This window comes from Nocardia sienata NBRC 100364, from assembly GCF_001613205.1.
Classification (GTDB): Bacteria; Actinomycetota; Actinomycetes; order Mycobacteriales; family Mycobacteriaceae; genus Nocardia; species Nocardia sienata.
The window spans coordinates 1-22,903 of the sequence record NZ_BDBX01000078.1 but is presented as its reverse complement, the minus strand read 5'-3'; the positions used below and the strand labels follow the sequence as shown (position 1 = coordinate 22,903).

At 68.8% G+C, this 22,903-nt stretch carries 23 protein-coding genes and 1 pseudogene; 11 read left to right on the top strand and 13 right to left on the bottom strand.

Annotation, left to right across the window (positions count from 1 at the left end):
* The coding region (locus NS4_RS32750; protein ID WP_369690236.1) for an alpha/beta fold hydrolase at nt 1-280 on the top strand (280 nt) is incomplete at its 5' end.
* Between the two features lie 163 nt (nt 281-443).
* On the opposite strand, the gene NS4_RS29750 is transcribed toward NS4_RS32750, so the two are convergent.
* Together NS4_RS29750 and NS4_RS29745 are read right to left on the bottom strand one after the other, a co-directional pair.
* Nucleotides 444-881, bottom strand: a complete 438-nt coding sequence (locus NS4_RS29750; protein ID WP_063062807.1) for a DoxX family protein — start codon at nt 879-881, stop codon at nt 444-446.
* 242 nt (nt 882-1,123) lie between these two features.
* Nucleotides 1,124-1,915 carry an NADPH-dependent F420 reductase gene (locus tag NS4_RS29745; protein WP_281220056.1) on the bottom strand — a complete coding sequence of 264 codons (792 nt, stop codon included), beginning with the start codon at nt 1,913-1,915 and terminating at the stop codon, nt 1,124-1,126.
* Between NS4_RS29745 and NS4_RS31825 the strand changes: the two are divergent.
* A pseudogene (locus tag NS4_RS31825) lies at nt 1,858-2,178 on the top strand (winged helix-turn-helix transcriptional regulator); the annotation flags it as partial. The gene NS4_RS29745 and the pseudogene NS4_RS31825 sit on opposite strands and share 58 nt — an antisense overlap.
* Before the next feature lie 79 nt (nt 2,179-2,257).
* Here the strand turns inward: NS4_RS31825 and NS4_RS29740 are convergent.
* The gene (locus NS4_RS29740; protein WP_063062805.1) at nt 2,258-2,929 is read right to left on the bottom strand and encodes a TetR/AcrR family transcriptional regulator; all 672 of its coding nucleotides are present in this window, start codon (nt 2,927-2,929) and stop codon (nt 2,258-2,260) included.
* A 118-nt stretch (nt 2,930-3,047) separates the two neighbouring features.
* Between NS4_RS29740 and NS4_RS29735 the strand changes: the two genes are divergently transcribed.
* Together NS4_RS29735 and NS4_RS29730 are read left to right on the top strand one after the other, a co-directional pair.
* A complete protein-coding gene (locus NS4_RS29735) occupies nt 3,048-3,461 on the top strand; it encodes a Dabb family protein (protein ID WP_063062804.1) in 414 nt (137 codons plus the stop codon).
* Between the two features lie 357 nt (nt 3,462-3,818).
* Nucleotides 3,819-5,246 (top strand): DUF2252 domain-containing protein, encoded by a 1,428-nt coding sequence (locus NS4_RS29730; protein ID WP_063062803.1) that lies wholly within the window; start codon nt 3,819-3,821, stop codon nt 5,244-5,246.
* Between the two features lie 17 nt (nt 5,247-5,263).
* On the opposite strand, the gene NS4_RS29725 is transcribed toward NS4_RS29730, so the two are convergent.
* The 4 genes from NS4_RS29725 to NS4_RS29710 all read right to left on the bottom strand — a co-directional run bounded on the left by NS4_RS29725 (nt 5,264) and on the right by NS4_RS29710 (nt 7,963).
* On the bottom strand, nt 5,264-5,926 hold the full coding sequence (locus tag NS4_RS29725) for an O-methyltransferase (RefSeq protein WP_063062802.1): 663 nt from the start codon (nt 5,924-5,926) through the stop codon (nt 5,264-5,266).
* Between the two features lie 152 nt (nt 5,927-6,078).
* Nucleotides 6,079-6,999: an alpha/beta hydrolase gene (locus tag NS4_RS29720; RefSeq protein WP_063062801.1), complete on the bottom strand. Its 921-nt coding sequence runs from the start codon at nt 6,997-6,999 to the stop codon at nt 6,079-6,081.
* A gap of 117 nt (nt 7,000-7,116) precedes the next feature.
* The gene (locus NS4_RS29715; RefSeq protein WP_063062800.1) at nt 7,117-7,407 is read right to left on the bottom strand and encodes a hypothetical protein; all 291 of its coding nucleotides are present in this window, start codon (nt 7,405-7,407) and stop codon (nt 7,117-7,119) included.
* A complete protein-coding gene (locus tag NS4_RS29710; protein ID WP_063062799.1) occupies nt 7,388-7,963 on the bottom strand; it encodes an RNA polymerase sigma factor in 576 nt (191 codons plus the stop codon). The genes NS4_RS29715 and NS4_RS29710 overlap by 20 nt, the downstream gene beginning before the upstream one ends.
* 384 nt (nt 7,964-8,347) lie before the next feature.
* On the opposite strand from NS4_RS29710, the gene NS4_RS29705 reads away from it, so the two are divergent.
* Nucleotides 8,348-9,400, top strand: a complete 1,053-nt coding sequence (locus NS4_RS29705; protein WP_063062798.1) for a helix-turn-helix transcriptional regulator — start codon at nt 8,348-8,350, stop codon at nt 9,398-9,400.
* On the opposite strand, the gene NS4_RS29700 is transcribed toward NS4_RS29705, so the two are convergent.
* Together NS4_RS29700 and NS4_RS29695 are read right to left on the bottom strand one after the other, a co-directional pair.
* A complete protein-coding gene (locus NS4_RS29700) occupies nt 9,348-10,547 on the bottom strand; it encodes a cytochrome P450 family protein (protein WP_084487843.1) in 1,200 nt (399 codons plus the stop codon). The two genes, NS4_RS29705 and NS4_RS29700, sit on opposite strands and share 53 nt — an antisense overlap.
* Before the next feature lie 229 nt (nt 10,548-10,776).
* Nucleotides 10,777-11,580 carry an alpha/beta hydrolase gene (locus NS4_RS29695; protein WP_063062796.1) on the bottom strand — a complete coding sequence of 268 codons (804 nt, stop codon included), beginning with the start codon at nt 11,578-11,580 and terminating at the stop codon, nt 10,777-10,779.
* Between the two features lie 236 nt (nt 11,581-11,816).
* On the opposite strand from NS4_RS29695, the gene NS4_RS29690 reads away from it, so the two are divergent.
* The gene (locus NS4_RS29690) at nt 11,817-12,437 is read left to right on the top strand and encodes an antibiotic biosynthesis monooxygenase (RefSeq protein WP_063062795.1); all 621 of its coding nucleotides are present in this window, start codon (nt 11,817-11,819) and stop codon (nt 12,435-12,437) included.
* A 14-nt stretch (nt 12,438-12,451) separates the two neighbouring features.
* Here the strand turns inward: NS4_RS29690 and NS4_RS29685 are convergent, their stop codons facing one another.
* The gene (locus NS4_RS29685; RefSeq protein WP_063062794.1) at nt 12,452-13,186 is read right to left on the bottom strand and encodes a TetR/AcrR family transcriptional regulator; all 735 of its coding nucleotides are present in this window, start codon (nt 13,184-13,186) and stop codon (nt 12,452-12,454) included.
* Nucleotides 13,183-14,406 (bottom strand): cytochrome P450, encoded by a 1,224-nt coding sequence (locus NS4_RS29680; RefSeq protein WP_063062793.1) that lies wholly within the window; start codon nt 14,404-14,406, stop codon nt 13,183-13,185. The genes NS4_RS29685 and NS4_RS29680 overlap by 4 nt, the downstream gene beginning before the upstream one ends.
* 338 nt (nt 14,407-14,744) lie before the next feature.
* On the opposite strand from NS4_RS29680, the gene NS4_RS29675 reads away from it, so the two are divergent.
* Entirely contained in the window at nt 14,745-15,044 is a 300-nt protein-coding gene (locus NS4_RS29675; protein ID WP_063062792.1) for a DUF1540 domain-containing protein, read from the top strand.
* Between the two features lie 403 nt (nt 15,045-15,447).
* A complete protein-coding gene (locus NS4_RS29670) occupies nt 15,448-15,699 on the top strand; it encodes a Smr/MutS family protein (RefSeq protein ID WP_218020429.1) in 252 nt (83 codons plus the stop codon).
* A gap of 29 nt (nt 15,700-15,728) precedes the next feature.
* On the opposite strand, the gene NS4_RS29665 is transcribed toward NS4_RS29670, so the two are convergent.
* Nucleotides 15,729-16,406 (bottom strand): NPCBM/NEW2 domain-containing protein, encoded by a 678-nt coding sequence (locus NS4_RS29665; protein ID WP_063062790.1) that lies wholly within the window; start codon nt 16,404-16,406, stop codon nt 15,729-15,731.
* Nucleotides 16,407-17,000: 594 nt separating this feature from the next.
* Between NS4_RS29665 and NS4_RS29660 the strand changes: the two genes are divergently transcribed.
* Nucleotides 17,001-18,665 (top strand): DEAD/DEAH box helicase, encoded by a 1,665-nt coding sequence (locus tag NS4_RS29660; protein WP_063062789.1) that lies wholly within the window; start codon nt 17,001-17,003, stop codon nt 18,663-18,665.
* 211 nt (nt 18,666-18,876) lie between these two features.
* Here the strand turns inward: NS4_RS29660 and NS4_RS29655 are convergent, their stop codons facing one another.
* The gene (locus NS4_RS29655; RefSeq protein ID WP_063062788.1) at nt 18,877-20,373 is read right to left on the bottom strand and encodes an MFS transporter; all 1,497 of its coding nucleotides are present in this window, start codon (nt 20,371-20,373) and stop codon (nt 18,877-18,879) included.
* Nucleotides 20,374-20,505: 132 nt separating this feature from the next.
* On the opposite strand from NS4_RS29655, the gene NS4_RS29650 reads away from it, so the two are divergent.
* Together NS4_RS29650 and NS4_RS33925 are read left to right on the top strand one after the other, a co-directional pair.
* A complete protein-coding gene (locus tag NS4_RS29650; RefSeq protein WP_063062787.1) occupies nt 20,506-21,183 on the top strand; it encodes a TetR/AcrR family transcriptional regulator in 678 nt (225 codons plus the stop codon).
* 525 nt (nt 21,184-21,708) lie between these two features.
* Nucleotides 21,709-22,233: a pentapeptide repeat-containing protein gene (locus tag NS4_RS33925; RefSeq protein ID WP_084487841.1), complete on the top strand. Its 525-nt coding sequence runs from the start codon at nt 21,709-21,711 to the stop codon at nt 22,231-22,233.
* The last annotated feature ends 670 nt before the right edge of the window (nt 22,234-22,903 follow it).

Below are 22,903 nucleotides of genomic sequence, written 5' to 3'. Positions count from 1 at the left end.
CGGTGTCGCGCGCCGCACGGTCGCGGCCCTGCGCGCCGCCGGCAGGCCGGACGCCCACGCGACCGCCCGCCGCCTCCTCGACGAACTCCGCGTGCCGGTCCACCTGGTCACCGGATCCGGCGATCCGCTGACCACCGCGGTCACCGCCCCGGTCACCGAGATCGCGGGCGCCGGCCACTATCCACATCTCACCCATCCCGAACACCTCGCCCGGATTCTCGCTTCGATCCGTGACGATTTCGCGGCCGGCAGGCCGGCCCCGACGGCACCGGGCCGGTGATCCAGGCGCCCGGAAAAGGCCGCATCCGGCACACGGCCGGGGTGCCGCGCCGGATGTCCGCGGGATCGATCGCCGCCAACCCGACAGACGACCGATCATGAGCACGCACGACCGGCGATCGGTGGCTCGGAGCCACCGATCGCCGGTCGTGCGTGTGGATTCGTCATCGCGAGAGCGAGGTGCGCAGATCGGTGATACCGGAGCGGCGCTCGTAGGCGATCCAGGCGAAGATCGCGGCGAGTACCAGCGGGAAGATGGCCATGGCGGGCTTGTCGGCGATGAAGGCCTGCGTCCCGGCGGCGAGCACGGTGAGTACGGAAAGACCCGCGGCGGCGAGGGCACTCAGCCGCGGCACCATCAGGCCGATACCGCCCGCGACCTCGACCACCCCGATGAAGACGAGCAGCCCGAAGGGAATGGTCAAATTTTCGGGGGCGTTGTCCGCCAGAACATTCGGTATCACGAGCTTCGGCCCGCCGGAGGCGATGATGAAGAAGAGGCCGAGCAGGATCTGCAGGGTCCACAGAATCCGGTTGCGGATCGTGCCGGGACGGCCGGTGATGTCGTCGGAGAGGTGAGCGGTGGGGGCGGCGGTGGTCATTTCTGATCCTTCTGGTCGGTCGCGCCGGGTTGGTGGCGCGTTCAACCGATACGACGGAGCACCGGCCGCGGAATCATCGCCGTCCCCGAAAAATATTTCGGAATCGCCCTGGGCCCCGCTCAGCGCCGGATTCCACGGGTGCCGTGGACGACCGGATCGCGGGCGAACTCGTGCCAGGGCGGTGGAGACGGTGTCATACCGGACGACCGCCGCGGTGGTGTCGCACGCCCCCGTGCCCGCGATCACGACCGCACCGGTGGCAGACCCGGCGCCACGGTCCGGGGATCCACTCCGGCGAACGCCAGCGTGATGAACAGCCCGGCCACCTCCTCGAGTTGCCGCGCCCGCGCCAGCGATCCCACCACGACCGGTTCCGCCCCGGCATCGCGTACCAGCGTCGCGGCCACGCGCAGCGCACCCGGATCGTCCCCGCACAGGACGACCGTCGTCGCCGCACCGGACAGACCCCACTGGGTGGACGGCACCAGATGAAAACCCTTCACCACCCGGCCGCCCGGCGCCGCCGCGGCGATCCGTTCGGCATTCGATCCGCCCGCGGGGCCCAGCACCACGCCCACCCCGTGTTCGACCGGGTTGGTCGGGTCGATGATCGTTGCGCCCGCCAGATCTGCGCCGCCTGCGCCGGCGGCCTCCAGCACCGCGCCGGCCACGTCCCAGGGCACCGCGAGCAGTATCGCGTCCGCTTCGCGTACGGCCTCTTCTGCCGCGGCCGAGCGGGTCGGGCCGCCGAGCCGTCGCGCCAGCTCCGTAGCCCTCTCCGGCGACCGTCCCGCGACGGTGACCCGGTGCCCCGCCCGTACCCAGCATCGGCCGAGAGCTCCGGCCAGATGACCCGTTCCCAGAATCGCTATCCGCACCCTCGTCTCCTCCGTCTCCGCGAACCGTGTGCGAGGGCTACCGTAGGGAGCGGAATACGCACCGATCGGTGCGTACCGGACCGCGACGCTGGTGGGCGATGACCGAATACCACGACCAGACCGACCCGATCGCGGACTGCCGGCTGCGGGGTGCACTCGACCTGTTCGCTCACACCTGGGACCCGGTGATTCTGGCCGCCCTCGCCGACGGCCCCCGGCGACGGGTCGAATTGCGCACCGGGATCGGCGGAATCCGCGACAAAACACTCACCGAATCACTGCGCCGGCTGCTCGGGCGCGGCTTGGTCGCGAGGCGTCCGGACCCGGCCGCACCGCCCGCGGTGGAATACCGGCTGACCGAACTGGGCGCGAGCCTGGTGGACGGACCGTTGCGCGCCCTGGCCGCCTGGGTACGCGATTACGGCGACGAACTTCCTGTTCCCGAGGGGCGCCGATCCGCCACTGCGCCGTTTCGGCTGACCGGGCGCGCGGCCGGGCTCACCGCGGCCGGGTGCCGCTCTCCGGACGGTCCGCGCCGGTCCCGTAGGCCGCCAGGAAGGTCGCGACCGCGGCGGTGGCGATCGCGCGGAGTTCGGCGGGTGGGACCCTGCGGGTGCCGTGCGCGGAACGGTTCTCCAATGGGCCGGTCAGCAGCGCGAGGAACTGTTCGGCGGCGGTGGCGGGGTCGGTGGTGCGCAATGCCCCGGACAGGGCGAGCAGGCCCAGCCGGTCGGTGAGCGCGTCCAGGGTCGCGGTCGCCGTGCGCTCCCGGACGAGCAACGCCAGGTCGGGCAGCCGGTTGGCCTGCGCGGCGGTGAGCCGGCGCAAGGCGTGCGAGGTGTCCCCGGCGCAGATGCGCAGCAGCCGCCGGGCCGTATCCTCCAGCGCCGCGGTGAGATCGGAGCCGGGGTTGCGCAGGCGCTCGACCGCGGCGAGGCAGTCGGCACCCACCCGGTCGGCCGCCATGATCAGCGCCTCCCGCAGCAGGCTCTCCTTATCGGTCAGGTGGTTGTAGACGGTGGGTTTGGCCACCCCGGCTTCGGCGGCTATCTCCTTCACGCAGGCCTGCTCGTAACCGAGCCGGGCGAATACGGCGAAGGCCGCGTCGAGAATCGCCAGCCGCTTGTCGATCCGGCCGCCCACCGGACCATCCTCCACTCGCGCACGCACGCCTCGATACTAACGCCCGCCCCGAATGGTTGAACCCACTGGTTCATGATTCCATACCGTTGACAAAACCTGTTAGATCGTTAATCTGAACCAGCTGGTTCAAGTTTGGAGGTATCGAATGATCGTCAACGTCCTGCGGTTCAGCTTCCGAGATGGTGTCTCGGAAGCGGAAGAGGCCCTGGTGCTGGACACCATGCGCCGCACCGCCGGCGTGGAATCCGTCTTGTTCGGCTGCGTCGGCCGTGATATCGGTGACCCACGCGACGGTTTCACCCACGCCTATACCGCCGCGGTCGCCGACCTCGCCGCGCTCGAGCGCTATCTGCACGATCCCGTGCACCTGTCCGGTGACCCGCGCATCTTCCCCTACATCGCCCGGCTGTCCGCCGTCCGCTTCTCCGACGATCCCGACCCGGACCTGACCGCGAAGGTCGAGGAGCTGCACCTACAGAAGGTGCGCACCTATCCGGAATGGGGCCGGATGCTCGCCGAGGTCGTCGACGGCACCATCGCCACCGAGGTTCGGTCGTAATCGCACCGGGGACCCCTGGCACCCGGACGCCGGCTTGTCTGTCGCCACGGGAAACCCGGCGTGTGACGATGCCGCGTCCGGGCGCGGGTGCTGACGGCGGCCGACCCCGCGGCGCCGGCTGCCGGCGGGCTGTAGGGCCTGCCCAGGCCGGCGAAGGCGGTGGTCTCCGGAAGTTCCGCCCGCGGGACCGATCCCGCGCCGCCGTCCACCATCGCCACCTCTTCATCACCCGCCGAGCAGAACGCCGGCCACCGGCCGAGGCCACACGCACAGTGATCCGAAGCGGGCCGTATCCACCGGCTCCCTCACCCGGATCGGGTGACGACAAGGCGTATGCGCCCGTCCTACCGTGCGCCTATGGGCGAACCCCACGCCGATCGGGCCCGGCCCGCTCCCCCGTCCCGCGCGGAGCGCATCGAACACGGCGCCCGGCAGCGCGACCGCATCCCGTTCGCCGCGGTCGCCGCATCGGCGGCCGCCCCGGATCGTGACCCGCTGGCCCTCCTGGACTCGCAGACCCGGACGCGGGTGCCCGAACTGGTCCCCGTCCGCTATGGCCGGATGGCGGTCTCCGAGTTCGCTTTCTTCCGGGGTGCGGCGCTGGTGATGGCCGACGATCTGTCCCGCTGCCCCGGCACCGGTCTGCACACCCAACTGTGCGGTGACGCCCACCTGAGCAACTTCGGCCTCTACGCCACCCCGGAACGCCAGCTCGCCTTCGACGTCAACGATTTCGACGAAACCTATCCCGGCCCCTTCGAATGGGACGTGAAGAGACTGGCCGCGAGTCTCACTGTCGCCGGGCGCGACAACGGTTTCAAGAATAAGCAGCGGCGCCGGATCACCCGCGCCTGCGTGGCCGAGTACCGCGAAACGATGATCTACCAGGCAGGACGCGGTGAACTGGCCGTCTGGTACTCCCATATCGACGCCGCGGCGGATATGGCCGAACTACGCGAGGTCCTCGATTCGTCGATGCGCAAACGCGTTCAGAAGAGCATCGACAAAGCCTGGGGCCGCGACAGTTTCCAGGCATTGTCCAAGCTGACCGCGCCGCACGACGGACAACCGCGCATCGTGAGCATGCCGCCGCTGATCGTCCCGGTGGAGGAGCTCTACACCGGCGCCGACGCCGAGACGGTGCACCGGGCCCTGATGCGGCGCCTGGCCGATTATCGCGGCACCCTGCAACCAGACCGCCGCTTCCTGCTGGACCGTTTCGAGTATGTGCACGCGGCGCGCAAGGTGGTCGGGGTCGGCAGTGTGGGCACCCGCACCTGGATCATCCTGCTGCGCGGTCCAGGTGCGGAACCATTGTTCCTCCAGGCCAAGGAGGCACAGCCCTCGGTTCTCGCGCATTATCTCGCCGGGCCCGAGTACACGAACCAGGGCGAACGGGTGGTGAGCGGACAGCGGCTGATGCAGGCGGCCAGCGATATCTTCCTCGGCTGGCAGCAGCACCCCGGCCCCGATCCCGACGGCGTGACCCGCGATTTCTATATCCGCCAACTCCGCGACGGCAAGGGTTCGGCGGTGATCGAGACCATGTCACCCGACCTCATGGCGCTCTACGGGCGGCTGTGCGCGCGGGTGCTGGCCCAGGCCCACGCCCGCGGCGGTGACCGTTTCGGAATCGCCGGATACCTGGGCTCCGATGACGATTTCGACGCGGCGATCACGGATTTCGCCGAGGACTACGCCGATCGCAACGCCCGCGACCACGCCGCGCTGCTCCGCGCGATCGAGGACGGCCGGATCACCGCCTCCGCGAATCCGGATTCGTGAGGGCCGGGTGCCCGTGCTCAGTTCACGACGGCGAAAGCGAAACCGTCCCAGCCTTTCGCACCCACTGTCTGCAGCACGGTCGCGTCCAGGCGTGGTTCGTCGGCCAGCAATCGCACCAGTTCCCGGCTCGCCGTCACCGCGGGGTCGGTGTCGAACTCGTCGGCCAGCCGGCCTCCGCGCACCACATTGTCGACCACGACCACCGCGCCGGGCCGGGTCAGCCGCAGTGCCCACTGCACGTAATTCGAGTTGTTCACCTTGTCCGCGTCGATGAACACCAGGTCGAACGGCTCGGGCTGTTCACGGGCGAGGACGGGCAGGCTCTCCAGGGCCGCGCCGACCCGGATATCGACCCGGGCGCCGACACCGGCGCGATCCAGATTCGCCCGCGCGACCTCGGCGTGGCGCTCGTCGAATTCCAGCGTCGTCACCCGGCCCGCGTCCCCGACCCCGCGGGCCAGCCACAGGGTGCTGAAACCGCCCAGCGTGCCGATTTCCAGTACTTGTGCGGCCCCCATGGACCGGGCGAGCAGGTAGAGGAATTTGCCCTGGGCCTCGGAGACGTCGATGGCGGGCAGACCCGCGTCCGCGTTGGCCCGCAGCGTCGCACTCGTCTCGCCGTCGCGCGCCAGGTGATCCACCACGTACCGGTCCACATCAGCCCAATCCGGTGTGCTCATATCCGCAGTCTGCCACCTTCCCGGCCCGGCCGGTGGGCCCACGACCGCCCCGCGGCACCACCGCACACCGATCGATTTCGGCGAAGAACGAGGCGGGTGTTCACCGGACACCGAAGCCAGGAAGGGCCCGGTACGCCGCGAGGCGGCCCTGCTCACTCGGCCCGGACGGCTCCACCCAGCGCTGCATCCAGCGCCGACAGCTGGGCACCCCGGTAGTCACGGGAGACCGGCGCGGCGCGCTCGACGAGGTCGAATCCGTGGTAGGCGCCTTGTACCTCGTGCAGAGTGCAGGGCACCCCCGCGCGGCGCAGCCGGTCGGCGTAGGCGAGATCCTCGTCGTAGAACAGGTCATGGGTGCCGACCCCTATCCAGGCGGGTGGGAGTCCGGTGAGATCGTCGTATCGGGCCGGCGCCGCCAGCGGTGGAACCGCCGCGGCGCGGAGTTCGCCCAGATAGCTTCGCCAGCCGAAACCATTGCTGCGGCGGCTCCACACACGCAGCCACCGGGTATCGATATCGGTGCGCGCCGAGGTCCGGTCGTCCAGCATCGGGTAGGACAGCAGTTGCAGCACCGGCTGTACCTCACCGCGGTCGCGGGCCAGCAGCGCCACCGCGGCGGCCAGGCCGCCGCCCGCGCTCTCCCCCGCGATCGCGATCCGGTCCCGATCCACCTCGGGCAACGCGGCCAGCCATCGCAAACCCGCGTAGCAGTCCTCGAGCGGGGCCGGATAGGGGTGCTCGGGCGCCAGCCGGTACTCGACCGATACCGCGACCGCACCGAGTCGTGCGGCCACGGTCGCACAGAACCGGTCCCCCATGGCCGCGTTGCCGATGACATATCCCCCGCCGTGCACGTACAGCAGCCCGGGCACCGGGCCGGACGCCCCGGCGGGCCGGAACACCCGGACCGTCACCTGCGCGTCCACCCGCTCGATCGTCCCGCCCGCCGGTTGCGCCCGCCCGGCCCGGTCGCCGAGCCCGCGGATCACCGGGAGGGTGCGCGGGGACACCACGGTGCGCGGCAGGAAGCGCGCACGGCGCAGGTCCGGATGGAAACCGATCTCCGACGTCATAGCCGTATCCACTCTCGTCGCCGCACCGGTGCCCTACCCGGCGGCCGTCTCCGCAGCGTACGGGCCGCGGGCCGGCCGCGGGCGGATTATCGCCGCCTGGACCGGAGAAGCGGGCGACTATCTGGCGGCGCCTTCCCGGCCGGCGACGGTCAGTGTGCACCGGTCGTCCCCGCAGGAGCGCTGCAGCCGGCCGCGCGAGATGGTCTGTACCAGCCCGATCGTCCAGCACATCGGACAACCGCGCAGCGCGATCAGACCGACGGGCAGCAGCAGCAGACCGATCGGGCCGACGACCGGGATCAGTGCCACCGCGCCGATCAGCGCGCCGAAGCCCACCACACCGCGCACTACGTGCTCGATCGGGGAGGCGCTCGCGAAATCCGGGCCGTCAGATGTTGTTCTGCTCATCATGGCCTCCGTGACCTGTTCCGGTTGTGGCGCGCAGCGTGTGCCGGACCGCGGCGCGGGCGCGGTGCAGGCGCGATTTCATCGCTGCCGGACCGATCCCCAGTACCTCGGCGACCACACGCCCGCTGTAGCCCTGGATATCGCGCAGGATCAGCACCCGGCGCTGATCAGGAGGCAGGGCCGCGACCGCGGCCGCTACCCGGCCCGCGTCCAGTCGTCGCAGAACCTCGTGCTCGGCCGAGGCGGTCACCGCGATATCGGGCACCGGCGTGTGCTCGTGCACTCGTCGCCGCGCACGTCGCAGGCACTCGTTGCGGACGATGCGGAACATCCACGACGCCAGCGCGCCGGTGGCCCGCAGCATCCCGATCTTCCGGTACAGGATGATGAGAGCCTCCTGCGCCGCGTCCTGGGCATCCTCCGCGTCGGCGCACAGGGATCGGGCGAACCGCTGGACGTTCGGGTGGGCGGCCGACACCACCGCGGCGATCGCGTCGAGGTCACCGCTCTGCGCGGCGGTGATCAGCTGCTCCTCGGGCCAGGTCACCTCAGCCACGCCCGGCTCGCTTGCGCCGTAGGACGAACATGCACGTACACAGCAGTACCAGCCCGCCGACGATACCGATACCAATGATCACGACAACCTCCTCTTCGTCCCGGCGTCTGCCGAGACATATATGAGAGGCACGAAATCCGGAAAAGGATTCGGGCGTGGCCCGAGCCGCTCGCTTATTGCAGGCTTCGGCGGCCGCATACTCGCGACCACCGCCTATGCGGCGCGCTACGGCGGATGCTACAGCTCGGGCGCGAAACCCACAGGCTCCGAGAGTATTTCACGGCCACAACGCATCGGAACCGGCCGGGACCAGTATTGTGAGAACGCCGATCGTATCGGCCGGGTGTACGGGGGCAGCCGAATTCGATCGAGGGGAAGGTGACCATGCGCTGGTATCAGGTGGCCGCCTGCGGACCCGAATCCTTCTCCGAGCTCGCCGACGGCTTCGTGCCCATGGCACATGAATTCGGCGCCCACGAGAACTGGCACGCCGGACTCACCGCCCAGGAGTCGGGCACCTACACCCTGTTGCGCTGGGACCAGCACGGAAATCGCCTGTGCCACCGGACCCGGCGCCATATCCGCCGCGTTCCCGGCGACGATTTCTTCTGGGTCGTCCTTCCCGACCGCGGTGATTTCGCCATCCGCTTCCACGACGAGGTGACCCGCGTCCCGCGCGGGCACGCGATCGTGGCCGGACTGGAGGTACCGTGCCGTCTGCATATTCCCGATGCGGCGGCCTACGGATTCCAGGTCCCGCGCACCGAGTTCGAGGCCCGGCTCCCTCCGCGCCGGCATATGAACGTCGTCGTCGATATGAACCGGGGCCTGGGCCGGGTGGCGGGCGATATGATCCGCGGCGTCCACGCCGAACAGTCCGGGCTGAGCGAACGTGAGTTCAACGCGGTCTGCGACCGGATCACCGAACTGCTGTGCATGATGGCCGCCGGCGACACCGGCCCGCAGTCGACCCATCACGCGGCGGTCGCCGAGAGCATCCGGCGGTATCTGCGCGAGCACATCGGCCGCTCCGATGTGCGCCTGCCCGCGGTGGCGCACGCGCTCGGCTGGTCGCCCCGGCAGCTGCGGGTGGTGTTGCACGAAACCGGGACGACCTTCCGGGACCTGCGCCGCGACGAGGCCCTGCGGGTGGCACGCGAACTCCTGGCGGACCCGCGCGCCACCCTGACCATCGCGGAACTGGCGGCCCGCTGCGGTTTCACCCCCGCCTGGTTCTCGGCAGCGTTCAAGGAACGGTTCGGCATGACGCCGCGGGAGTTCCGGCGCAGCAGGTGTACCGAGTCCATGGACGGCACAGGGGAGCCGGCAGCAGGTGTACCGAGTCCATGGACGGCACAGGGGAGCCGGCGGATCCGAACCCGGCCTAGGAACCGGAGTTCAGCCGCACCGGAAGTTTCTCCGGACCCACCGTGCTGATCTGCACCGCGTACTCGACCTCGGTGCCGGGCACGGCCAGGGTCAGCTTCGGGAACCGAGTGAACAGCGTCTGCAGGGCGATCCGGCTCTCCAGCCGGGCCAGCGGTGCACCCAGGCAGAAATGTGGTCCGCGGCCGAATACGAGCTGGTCGCGGTGCTCGTGGTCGATATCGAATACCTCGGCGTTCGGGACGAGCAGCGGATCCCGGTCGGCGCCACCCCACCACAGCGTCGGCGTACCCGCGGGAATATCGACACCGGCGACCGTCACGTCTTCGAGCGGATAGCGCATCAGCGCACCGACCACCGAAGAGCGATAGCGCAGCGCTTCTTCGACCACATCGGCCCAGCGATTCTCGGCCTGCGCCCGCGCCAGCTGTGCGGGATGGTCCCGCAGCGCGATCACCGCATTGCCCAGCAGGTGAACCGTGGTCTCGTGCCCGGCCACGATGACCAGCCACAGCACACCGATCAGTTCCTCCTCGGTGAGCTCGTTCGCGGCGTTGGCCTGCAACAGCGCCGAGGTCAGATCATCCCCCGGTTCGGCCCGCTTGTGGGCGAGCAGCTCGACGAAATAGCCGCTCATCGCTGCCATGGCCGCTTGGGTTTGTTCGCCGGTACTGTGCGCCGAGACGATCGTCAGGGTCCAGTCCTTGAGTTGCGACTGCGCCGCCAGCGGCACTCCGAACAGGTCGCAGATCACCCGGACCGGCAACGGGACAGTGTAGTTCGCGACCAGATCGATCTCTTCCGAATCGGGAAAGGCGTTGATGAGATCGTCGGCGATCTGCTGGATCCGCGGTTCCAGCGCCGCGATCCGGGCCGGGGTGAACGCCTTGTTGATCGTCTGGCGCAACCGCCGGTGCGCGGCACCGTCCTGATTCAGCATATGTTCGGCGTCGGTCAGGGCGCGCAGCGGCCAATCGGCGGGGATCCGGCCGTCGTGCAGCGCAGGACACTTGGACGGATGCTTGGCGAAGATCTTGTCGTCGAGCACCGCGGCGGCGGCACGGTGACTGACCGCGATGTAGGCGCCGACCCCGCCGAGCAGTTCGATGGGCACGACCTCACCCGCACGAATTATCCGCTCGAGCGTTTCGTACATCGACTCGCCGGGGGTCGGAAGTTGGATGACTGGCTCGGACATGCTTGTCTCCTTGAGTTTTCGAGGCGATCAGAGAGAGTTTGAGATGCCCGGAGCCGACCGCACAATCGGTGCGCCGCATCATGCCCCGCACCGATATTCCACCGCGCCGGAACGTAATTCCGCGCGGTGGTCCGGTCGGCGCTGTCATCCCTCGGTGTGTTCGCGAGCCCGGCCCGGCGCCCGCCGCCACGGGCCGGCGCCCCCGTAGCGGGCCATCCGGTTCGCGAGATCAGCCCGCCGCGGTCACGATCGCCGCGGCCACCGCGTCCGGTTGCGAGACCAGCGAGGCATGGGACGCGTCGAGTTCGGTGGTCTGCGCGCCCATTCGTTCGGCCATGAATCGCTGCGAGGCCGGCGGGATGACCCGGTCCTGCGCGGAAACCAGGTACCAGGTGGGTTCACCCGACCACGACGGGGCACCGGAGGGCTCGAGATTGGCGGCCAGGGCGATCGACTGCTGATGGGCGAGCATATCGGCGGCGGTGGCGTCGTCGACATCCTGCGCGAAGACGTCGTGGAAGTATTCGGGTGCCACATAGCCGTCGATATTGCGTCCCGCGATGCCCTGCGGATCCTCGACGACCTTCACCTGCAGCGCCGGGGGCAGCAGTCGGCTACCGGGGAACCGCACCGGGTCCAGTGCCTGCTGCGCGAATTCACCCTGGGTCGGCGCGAAGGCCGCGACGTAGACCATGGAGACGACATCGGGGTCGTGCACATTGCTGATCACCGACCCGCCGTAGGAGTGCCCGACCAGCACGATGGGTCCGTCGACGGTGTCGAGGGTGCGCCCGACGGCGGCGGAATCATGGGCCGGGCCGCGCAACGGGTTCACCGGCGTCAGTACCTCGTAGCCCTGCCCCCGCAGTCGCGCGGCAACTCCGTCCCAGCTGGTCGGGTCGGCGAACGCGCCGTGCACCAGGACCACGGTGGGCCGGGGCGCGGCCGAGGCGGGCAGCGCGAGGGCCGCCGTCGCGACGATCGCGAGGATCAGGCCCGGTGCAGCGGTACGCAGCGTGCGAATGATGGTCATCGATTTCCCTGTCCCGTCTCGTTCGGTTTTCCACGAATTCGAGCAGTTCGGCGCGTCCGCGCGCCGCACAGGTGATGCGGGTGATCAGTGTAGCCGGGCGGGTTCGCGCGAAGCGGAGATCGCCCCGCGCGCGGTCCGCGGGGCTGCCCTCTTGCCACCGCGACGAGTGGAGAGCAGGGTTGAAGGACACCGGTGGCGCCACCGGGGCGCCGCCTCGAGCAGAGAGGGGGTGGCTCGTGTTCGCGCGATCCACCACTATTCAGGCGCAACCCTCCGCGATCGACGCGGGGATCGCACATATGCGCGATGTCGTGCTGCCGGGCTTACGGGAAATCCCCGGGTGTATCGGGCTGTCGCTGCTGGTCGACCGGGACACCGGGCACTGCATCGCCACCAGCGCGTGGGAGTCCGAGGACGCGATGCGCGACAGCAGAGAGCGGGTCGGCCGGCTGCGCGACCGCGCAGCCGCGACGTTCGGCGGTGGCGCACAGATCGAGGAATGGGAAATCGCGGGACTGCATCGGGCTCATCACGCGGAGGAGGGCGCATGCGTGCGCGCGACCTGGGTCAAGACCGATCCGAGCCGTCTCGATTCGGCCGTCGAGATCTACAAGTCCGCCACTCTGCCCGCCATGGAGGACCTGGAGGGGTTCTGCAGCGCGAGCCTGATGATCAACCGGAGGTCCGGCCGCGCGGTCTCGTGCACCAGTTACGACAGCGCCGCGGCGATGCGGGCAGGCCGTGAGCAGTCGGCGGCGTTGCGGGTCGACGCGGCCCGGCAGACCGGGGTCGAAGCGCTCGACGTGCGCGAGTTCGAACTGGCACTCGCCCACCTGCGGGTCCCGGAAATGGCCTGACCCGGCAAACCGGCCTATCCCGGCTCGCCCGCGCCGAGCCCCATCCCGGCGGCGAGGTCGGTGAGCACCGCGTCGAACAGCACATCAGGGTCGCTCACCGGCATCGGGTAGTTACCGAACACTTCCAGCGTGACGTGGCCGTAGAGCCGGACCCAGACCGTCATCATCAGGTACGCCACCCCGAGGTCGAACTTCTCGGCCGGGAACTTCTGCTCCGCTCCGGCGAGCAGCGCCAGCAGCTCGTTCTGGAACGCGATCAGATCGGCGCGCAGCGCTTCGGGAATCGATTCGGTCGGCGGAGTGGCCAGGTCGTAGGCCGCGAGCAGCTTGCCCGCGGCTTCCAGGAACACCAGCCCGAACGCTTCGTCGAAGCGGCGGACCGTACCCGGACCGCCGGCCGTCGGCGAGGCGAAGACCAGGGTGAATTCGTTGCGGTGGGCCAGCGCCCAACGCCGGAACGCCCGGCAGATGGCGAACAACCGGACCACCCCGTCGTCCGGTAGTTCGGCCACCTGCGCACCGAGTTCGTCGGCCAGCCGGATGCAGATATCGCGCCGTAACGCGACCAGCAATTCCTCCCGGGACGGGTAGTAGCGGTAGAGGGCGGGGGCGGTGATGCCGAGTTCCCGCGCGATGGCGCGCAGGGTCAGCGCCTCCGCTCCCTGTTCGACCAGTAGCTCCACAGCCACGCGCCGGATGTCCGCGTCACTGACCGCGGGCATCCGGCCCCGCCGGGCGGGTGGTGTCATTCGTATGCGACCTGCCAGTTCTTGATTCCGTTCAGCCAACCCGACCGTAGCCGAACGGGTTCGGCGACCTGACGCAGGTTCGGCATCACGTCGGCGATGGCGTTGAAGATCAGGTCCAGTTGCAGGCGGGCCAGGTTGGCGCCGACGCAATAGTGGGTGCCGGTGCCACCGAAGCCGACGTGCGGGTTCGGGTTGCGGGTGACGTCGAATTCGAACGGCTTGGTGAAATGGTCCTCGTCGAAGTTGGCCGAGGCGTAGAACAGACCCACCCGCTGCCCCTTGGCGATGGCCTGCCCGCCGATCTCCGTGTCCTGCAGGGTGGTCCGCTGGAACGCGATGACCGGGGTGGCCCACCGTACGATCTCGTCGGGGGCGGTGCGCGGCCGCTCGGCCCGGTACAGCTCCCACTGTTCCGGATTGTCCACGAACGCCTTCATCCCGTGGGTGGTGGCATTACGGGTGGTTTCGTTACCGGCCACCGCCAGCAGGATGACGAACCAGGCGAATTCCTCCGAGCTCAGCGCCTCGCCGTCGATATCGGCGCTGAGCAGCTGGCTGATGATGTCATCGGCCGGGCAGCCGCGGCGTTCTTCGGCCAGGTTCCAGGCGTACCCCATTACCTGCGCATTGGCCATTTTGTAGCTGTCGGCGTATTCGGGGTCGTCGTAGCCCATCATCTGGTTCGACCACTCGAACAGCTTGCCGCGGTCCTCCTGCGGCACCCCGAGCAGTTCGGCGATGGCCTGCAGCGGCAGCTCACACGCGACCTGCTGGACGAAATCGCCGCTACCGGCCCGCTTGGCCTCGTGCACGATCCGCTCGGCCCGCTCGTGCAGGGCGTCACGCAGGCTCTGCACAGCACGCGGCGTGAAGCCGCGGGAGATGATGCGGCGCAGTTTGTCGTGCTCGGGCGGGTCGGTGTTGACCAGCATCGCGCGCTGGATATCGATCTCCTCGCGGGCGATATCGCCGTTGAAGCGGATCACCGCGGTATTGGCGTGGGTGGAGAAGACCTCGGAGTTCTTCGAGATCTCCTTGATGTGGTCGAGTTTGCTGACCACCCAGTAACCGCCGTCGTCGAACCCGCTCACCCCGTTCGGCTGGTCGACCCACCACACCGGCGCGGTCCGGCGCAGTTCGGCCCATTCCTCGATGGGCAGCCGGGCCGCCAAGAGGTCGGGATCGGTGAAATCGAAGTCGTGGGAGAGAGAAGTCGTCATAGCGCCTCCTTACGAAGCTGATACATCCGGTCCGCGGAGGCCGAAGCGTTGACGGAGGTATCGCATCACGATGCCCCCTCGCGGGAACCCTGTCCCCGCGAGTGAACCACACCACACCTCATTTGTGAACAGGTTTTAGTAAATATCGTTCACATAATCGCCCGGCAACGGCCCATGCCCCTTTCGGCAACCATTTCGCTACGTTCTGTCACCGCCCCTGGATGCGCCGGTACGAACGGCGGACAGCACGCCATACTGAGATCTCCAGCCCACGCCAACCGGCCTACGGCGGTAGCCGCACGAGCACGACTCCCGAACACTTCCGGAGGACGCAGCACATGGCCACTACGGGAATGCCGCATGTCAGCGAATGCACAGTGAACAGCTGTTCGTACAACCACGACGGATGCCACGCGTTCGCGATCAACGTCACCGGGCAGAACGGCAGCGCCGACTGCACGACCTTCATACCGCTGGCGACCAAGGGCGGCCTCGACACCGTCACCAGCATGGTCGGCGCCTGCCAGCGCACCGACTGCGCCCACAACGCCGCTCTCGAATGCACCGCAGGCGCGATCCGGGTCGGCCCGGGCAGCGCCGGCCACACGGCCCACTGCATGACCTACGCCCCGCGCTGATCCGGCACCGAGCGAAGAAGATCGACATCGACCAGGGCATCGGCGCAATCCCCGCGCGGACGATACGACCACCCGCGCGGGCCCAACCCGTGTGAAATTGGTTGAGATGCGGACCAGGGTGAAGGTTCATGGGCAGTTCCACCCCACGGTCGGTGCCGCCGGGCACGCCGGCGGGCCGTTCTGCGCCATGCCGCCCCGTGCCGACCCGAGTTCGCCGCGCTCCGAGTTCAGAGAGGCCGCCGATGCTCTATCCGATTCCGCCATCGTCCTGTGCGTCCGGGCCGGCGGGGGCCGGATTCCCCGTACCGGGGAGCGCACGGCAGCCGCTCGCCGCAGCTCGCTCACTAGGCTGCGATGATCCATGCGTCGAGCGGGCCGCCCGCGGCAGCCTTCAGGAGTTCGTTTGACGAAGACACTCACAGTCGATCTCCACCCGGTCTTCCGGAGTGATCGTGATATCGACAACGTACTGCGCAGCGCGCTCTTCCGAGCTTCGGCACAGAAGGTCGCCCTGCTGCAGATCATCCCCGGGAAGGGCTCGGGCACGTTGAAACGTCGTGTGCTCGCCAAACTCGGTCAGCCGAGCCTGAAGAAACTCTACCGGCGGGTGGATTCGGACCCGGGCAACAAGGGCCGCATCCTCGTCCATTTCTGAGGGACTCGGCCTACGCCGCCCGGATCACCTTACTTCGTGAGCCCCGCGTCGCCCCATACGCCGTTACCCGCCTGACTGCAGCTCTCCATATTCCCTCCGACGAACAGGAAACTGATCGTCAGGTTCTGCACACCCGCGACCGGCACATCCACCGTCGGCGATTGCCCCACGGGAACGTTGCCCGAGGAATAGATCGACTTTCCGTCGGCGATCACCTCGAACTGGAGCACCGATTGGGAATTGCCGCCGTCGGCGATACCGATAGTCGAGCTGAAGCGCGACCATTCACGATTCAGGTTGTAGGTGTGGTCCACCTCGGTATCGCAGCCGCTGAACTGCTGATAGATCGAATGCGGGTAGGGGACGCCGTTGACCGATATCGTCCCGGTATACGCGGTTCCGCTGGTGGGCGACATATCGGCCAGATACCGCTTGGGCAGCGGCGCGGGGGCCGGGGCCGGGGCCACCGGCGGCGCCGGACTCTCACTCGTTGTAATCGCCTGTGCCGTATCGGCTTCCGCGTCCGTGGAACCGGATCCGACGAGCAGGGTGACCACCAAACCGACGACGGCCAGCGCGATACCCGCCCCCGAGACGAGCATTACCCCGCGCTCGGCGTCCCGGGCGCTCTTGGAAGCCGCGGCGCCGGTCGCCGGCGAATGGGGGCGCGGGTTCGGCCCGCGAGTGGGTTCGGTTGGATTGGACACGCGCACACTCTTCTTCGACGTAACTCGACGGAGCCCGGCCGGGCGCCGCAGCAGAGATATACCACGCCGGGCGGGGTGATGGAATTGGAGCGCTTGGCCGGATTGTGCTGCCCGCCGGTGTGTGATTCGAATTTCCGGTGCTCGGCGACAGGATTTCGAAAATAGTCTCGCGCTACTACTTTTCATGGTCCGGGCCGAATGAGCCTCTGCGGCGCCTCCCGCGCCCGAGCCACGCGAACGCACCGTCCGGCGGCTCGGCGAATTCGGCGCCGATGTGGTCCCCGCCGGCACCCTGCTCGGCCGACCACTCGGTGGACACGATGCTCGGGGCGATCCGCCGGCGGTGGCATTCGGCTGCCGCGCCGGATGGAGATGCGTCACACCGTGCCGTTGCTCACCGGTCCGGCACGAAACGGGCGGTACGGTAGGATCACTTCAGTACCCGCGCCCGATGCGCACATATGTACTCTCCGTCGCGGATCATCAGCCTTTCGCGTCGGGACCCGCGACACCGCCACCTCGAGGAGGCGCGGACAGACGGTCCGAACGGACGTCGCGGTATCACCTCCGATGCCGAAAGGCGCTCATACCTTCATGCCTGCCAACACTGCTGCCGCGCAGACGTTCACCGACCTCGGCGTCCCGGCCGATATCGTCGCGAAACTCGCGGACAGCGGTATCATCGAACCCTTCCCCATCCAGAACGCCTCCCTGCCCGATACGCTCGCCGGTCGCGATGTCCTCGGCCGGGGGAAGACCGGTAGCGGCAAGACCTTGGCGTTCGGTATCCCGGTGGTCGCGCTGCTCGCCGGCGCGCCCCGCGTCCCCGGCCGGCCCACCGGGCTGATCCTGGCGCCCACCCGGGAACTCGCGACCCAGATCGCCGCGACGGTCGCTCCGCTGGCCCAGGTGTGCGGTCTTCGGGTGACCACTGTTTTCGGCGGGGTGCCGGTGAACCGCCAGATCAAAGCCCTGAAGCAGGGCATCGATATCGTCGTCGCCTGCCCGGGCCGGCTCGAGGATCTGATGCAGCAGCGGGCCTTGTCGCTGGACGCGGTGCGTATCACGGTGCTCGACGAAGCCGACCATATGGCCGATCTCGGCTTCCTGCCGGGCGTGATCCGGATCCTCACGGCCACACCGCGCGACGGCCAGCGCCTGCTGTTCTCGGCGACGCTGGACAACGGTGTCGGGAAACTGGTCGACCGCTTCATGCATGCGCCGATCTCGCATTCGGTCGACGAGGCCGCCGCGCCACCGCCGAAGATGACCCATCACATCTTCGAGGTCGAGGGGGCCGCGGCGAAGAAGGAACTCGTGCGCGCGCTCGCCGCGGGCAGTGGGCGCCGAATCCTTTTCATGCGCACCAAACATCACGCCCGCCGGCTCGCCGGGGAGCTGACCCGCGCGGGTATCGCCGCCGTCGACCTGCACGGTAACCTCTCCCAGCCCGCGCGCGACCGCAACCTCGCCGCCTTCGCCGCGGGTACCGCCAAGGTCATGGTCGCGACAGATATCGCCGCGCGCGGTATCCACGTCGACGATCTCGAACTGGTGGTGCACGTCGACCCGCCCGCCGAACACAAGGCCTACCTGCACCGGTCCGGCCGCACGGCCCGTGCGGGCACCGAGGGCACCGTGGTGACGCTGGTGCTGCCCGAGCAGCGCAAGGATGTGGCGGCGCTGCTGCGCAAGGCCGGTATCGATGCCCGCCCGCGCCCGGTGACCATCGATTCCCCCATCCTCGACGATCTCGCGGACCGCAGGGCGCTCACCGAACCCGCCCCCGTCCGCCCGGCGCCCACCGCGGCCGAGCAGGACACCCCGCGCGCGACCACCGGCGGTTCCCGCACCGGCCGGCGTGGATCGCGTGGCCGCCGGGGCGGCGCCGGTGGGCACGCGAACCCGGTGCGTTCCGACGCGCGCGAGACGACCACCGCCGGGGGCGAGGAGCGAGGCCGCGTGGAAAACCCCGCGAAGCGGTCGCGGCAGGGTGAACGATCCGGTGCTGCCGAGCACGCGGGCGCGCGCGGATCCGCCGGCCGGCGGGGAAATGCCGCGGGACGGTCCGGGGCACGGGCCACCGCGGCGGGTCACAACCCCCGTCGGTCCGCCGCGCCGGCGCCGCGGCAGCCGGGGTCCGGGGCGGGACAGTCCACGGGCTCGGCTCGGATGGGCAGCGCCCACACTTCACACCAGCCGAGCGATCCCGCGCCCGGCCGCCGTCGGTCCCGCCGGGCGACTCGTCCGGCGGGCTGATCGCCGGACGGCATCGACGCCGGAGAAGTAGCCTTCCGCGGCCGCCGCGCGTATCTCCGATATCCGGGAGCCCGCGCGGAAAGCACGCCGCGCCGCTCATCGAGCGCGAAGATCGCGCGGTTCGAGCGTTCTTCCGGCTCGTCGTCCGGAAGTCGATACAGCACCGCCCGCCTCCCCACATGGTGGAGGCGGGCGGTTCGGTCGCGAGATATCAGTGCGCGAGTACCGGTTCGCCTTCGGCGGGTGCCGGCAACGCGCTGGGCATCAACACCGCGAGCGCCACCGCGCCGAGGACGAACACGCCCGCGGCCCAGGTGAAGCTGGTGGTATAGCTCTCGATTGCCGCTTGCGCGACGGTGAGCCGGTCGGGGGCCCGGGCGGCCAGATAATCACTGGAGGCCGAGGCCGCGATGGTGCTCAGCAGCGCCGTACCGATCGACCCGCCGACCTGCTGGCTGGTGTTGATCATCGCGGACGCCACCCCGGCATCGTCGTGACGCACACCGGAGGTCGCGCTCTGGAAGGCGGTCGACATCGCGCCACCGAGCCCCAGGCCGAGCAGGATCAATCCCGGCAGGATATGGGTGGTGTATCCGGTGTCCAGACCGATGCGCGTCAGCCAGGCCATGCCGAGCGCGGCGATCGCGAATCCGCCGCTGACGACCACCTTCGGTCCGAGTTTGGGCAGCAGCAACGACGGTGTCGTGGTCGAGGAGGCGATCATGGCGGCGACCATCGGCAAAAATGCCACCCCGGTCATGATCGGCGAGTAGCCCAGCGTCAACTGCATGTAATAGGTCAGGAACAGGAAGATCGCGAACATCCCGATACCCATGACGAACACCGCGAGGTAGGCGCCGCCGCGGGTGCGGTCCAGCACGATGCGCAGCGGCAGCAGCGGATGGGCCACCCGGGTCTCCAGCCAGACGAACACCGCCAGCAGGGCCGCGCCGCCGATGAGGAACGCCAGGGTGATCGAGTTCGTCCAGCCGTCGCTTTCGGCGTGGGAGAAACCGTAGACAACGCTGAACAGCGCGGCGGTGACCACGGCGGTACCCGGGATATCGAGCTTGGGCCGCGACCCACCGGCATGACGGGCCAGCAGCAGTACCGCGCCGACGAGCGCGACCGCCGCGAACGCCAGGTTCACGAACATCACCCAGCGCCACGAGGCCCATTCGGTGAGCGCACCGCCGAGCAGCAGGCCGATGGCGCCGCCGGTGCCGGCGACCGCGCCGAAGATGCCGAAGGCCTTGGCCCGTTCCGACGGCTCGGTGAAGGTCACGGTGAGCAGCGACAGCGCAGCCGGGGCGAGCAGCGCACCGAACACACCCTGGCCGACCCGGGCCGCCACCAGCATCTCGAAATTGGTGGCCGCGCCGCCGACCGCGGAGGCGACCGAGAAGCCGATCAGGCCGATGATGAAGGTATTGCGCCGGCCGAACAGGTCGCTGAGCCGGCCGCCGAGCAGCAGCAGGCTCCCGAACGCCAGGGCGTAGCCGGTGATCACCCACTGTCTGCTCGCATCGTCGAATCCCAGGTCGTGCTGGGCGGCGGGAAGCGCGATGTTCACTACGGTCGCATCGAGTACGACCATGAGCTGGGCGACGCCGAGCACGGCGAGAACCCACCACCGCAGCGCGTGCGAACCGCGCCTTCCCGACGATATTTCCTGCGCGGATGGACCGCGATCGATCGTGGTAGTCATCTCGCCCCTCGGAGGAAGAGTTGATTGATGGGAAGATCAGGAAAGCGGAGAAGGTATCTCCGCTTGTATGAAGACTAACACAATAACGGAGAAGGCACCTCCGCTTAATCCCGGCGTTGATAGAATGCCGGTGTGAAACACGCCACGACCCTGCGGGCACCCCGGCGCCTGCGCGCCGATGCCGCACGCAACCAGCAACGCATCGTCGAGGCGGCCCGTGAACTGTTCGCCGATCGTGGGCTCGAGATCACTCTCGACGATGTCGCCGAACGTGCGGGTGTGGGCGTGGGCACGGTCTACCGCCGCTTCGCCAACAAGAAGGAACTCATCGCCGAGGTCTTCGAACACAGCCTCAGCGCCTTCGCCGACCACGCCGAGGCCAGCCTCCGCGATCCCGATCCCTGGCTCGGCCTGGTCCAGTTCGTCGAGTACGCCTGCCGGCATCTGGCCGTCAACCGCGGGTTCAGCGAGGTCATCCTCGAACTCGACCTCGACACCGAACGTTTCCACGGCCTGCGGGACCGGATCAAACCCGCTGTCGCCGCGATCGTCGACCGGGCCCGCGAGGCCGGCGTCCTACAGCCCGATATCGAACCGTCGGATCTCTTCGCGATGATCCATATGGTCGACGGCCTGGCCGAATTCGCCAAACCGATCAACCCCGAGATCTGGCGGCGCTATATGGCCATCACGCTCAACGGAATACGCGCCGACGATGTCGCCCGCCAAGAGCTCCCGGTCCGCGCGCTCACCGACGACGAGGTCGATCAGGCGAAGTCCGCCAAGGCCTGCCCCGGACGCCGCCGCTGATCGGTTCACCGCTACAGCGGCTCCGATAACCGGCACGTTTTCGTCCCGGGGTGAGGGTAGGCGAGCGGATGTATGTCCCGCCTGTCCGAACTCGGAGGCTTCGATCGTTGCGGTAACTCGGTTTCAGGTGCGGCGTCGTCTACGGCATTCTGAACCGAGTCCGCGGGGAGCCGACCTTCAGTTCCTCCAGCCGGGAAGGCCGTCACAACGATTGGGCCGCCGCGAAATGGTGGACCGCGCAGTGCGAATCCACCACAACCCGGCCCGGCGCCTCGAGACCCGGCCGCGCCGGCTGCGCACCACCGGATCCGGCGCCGACCCCGATCGATGCGACCGGTCTGTGGCTCGACACCACCGGCATGAGCGCCGGCGCCGGTCGCCAGGTCTGCACACCGGAGCCGGATTCGACAAGCGACCGAAGGCGGCGACGATCCGGTGACGACCCGCCGCCTGCTCGTATCGGCGAACCCAACGCACACTGGACTTCCGGTAGCGCCACCCCTCAGGGGCGGATCGTGTACGGCCATGAGGCGGGCACTACCGAGCGCGACGAAAACCACCACCGCCACACGCGAGGGGCGCACCCATCCGAACCGGCCCCGTCCTATAGTCCCAGTCCCGGGCCGTCAGGGTCTTCGTCGTCCGCAGGCGGCTGGTCCGCAGGCGGCTGATCTCCAGGCGGCTGGTCCCCAGGCGGCTGGTCCCCAGGCGGCTGGTCCCCAGGCGGCTGGTCCCCAGGCGGCTGGTCCCCAGGCGGCTGGTCCCCAGGCGGCTGGTCCCCAGGCGGCTGGTCCCCAGGCGGCTGATCTCCAGGCGGCTGGTCCCCAGGCGGCTGATCTCCAGGCGGCTGATCTCCAGGCGGCTGATCTCCAGGCGGCTGATCTCCAGGCGGCTGATCTCCAGGCGGCTGATCTCCAGGCGGCGCAGGCGGTCCGGAGTTGGGAGCAGGTGCGGAAGCCGGCGGGTCCTTGGGCTTGTCCTCCTCGGATTCCTCCTCATCGCCGCTGTCGTCTTTGTCTCCGAGGAGACCAGACCCCATCAAGCCCATGAGAGGTATCAAGCTCTCGAGGCCACCCATGCCGCCACCGGCGCCGGGGTTCGGGGTGGGACTCGGGCTCGGGCTCGGGCTCGGGCTCGGGCTCGGGCTCGGGCTCTGGCCCGTACCCGAACCGGTTCCGGAGCGGTTACCGGATCCATCCGACTTGCTATCGCCCGAACCAAGATTCTCCGCTGAGAGTTCACCAGATCCGAGTTCCTCCGGTCCGAACAAGCCGGATTCGGAGTCGCCCGTGCCGGGGGTAGTCGGCGTTGTGGGACTGGTCGGCGTTGTGGGACTGGTCGGACTGGTTGGCGCGGTCGGCGCAGTTGGGGTAGTCGGGTATGTCGGGTATGTCGGAGCAGCTGGGGTAGTCGGAATAGTCGGCGCCGCCGGGGTAGTCGGCGTTTCCGGGGTAGTCGGAGTTTTCTCAGGGATGTCGTAGGGCGCCTCGTCTTTGGGAGTCTCGTCGGTCCCGGGAGCTTCTTCCTCGCCGCCGGGGGAGTCATCAGTCGCCATGACAGCAGCAACGCCAACAGCAAGGCCGGTAACAGCAGCCGCGCCAAGCGCCGTTTTCAAGCTGACTTTCTTATTCCCTGGCGTATTCGCCGGGGTGTTCGCCGGGGTGTTCGCGTTGGTGGTCGTGGAATCGTCGTCGTCATCGTCCCGACGCGTGGAATCGTC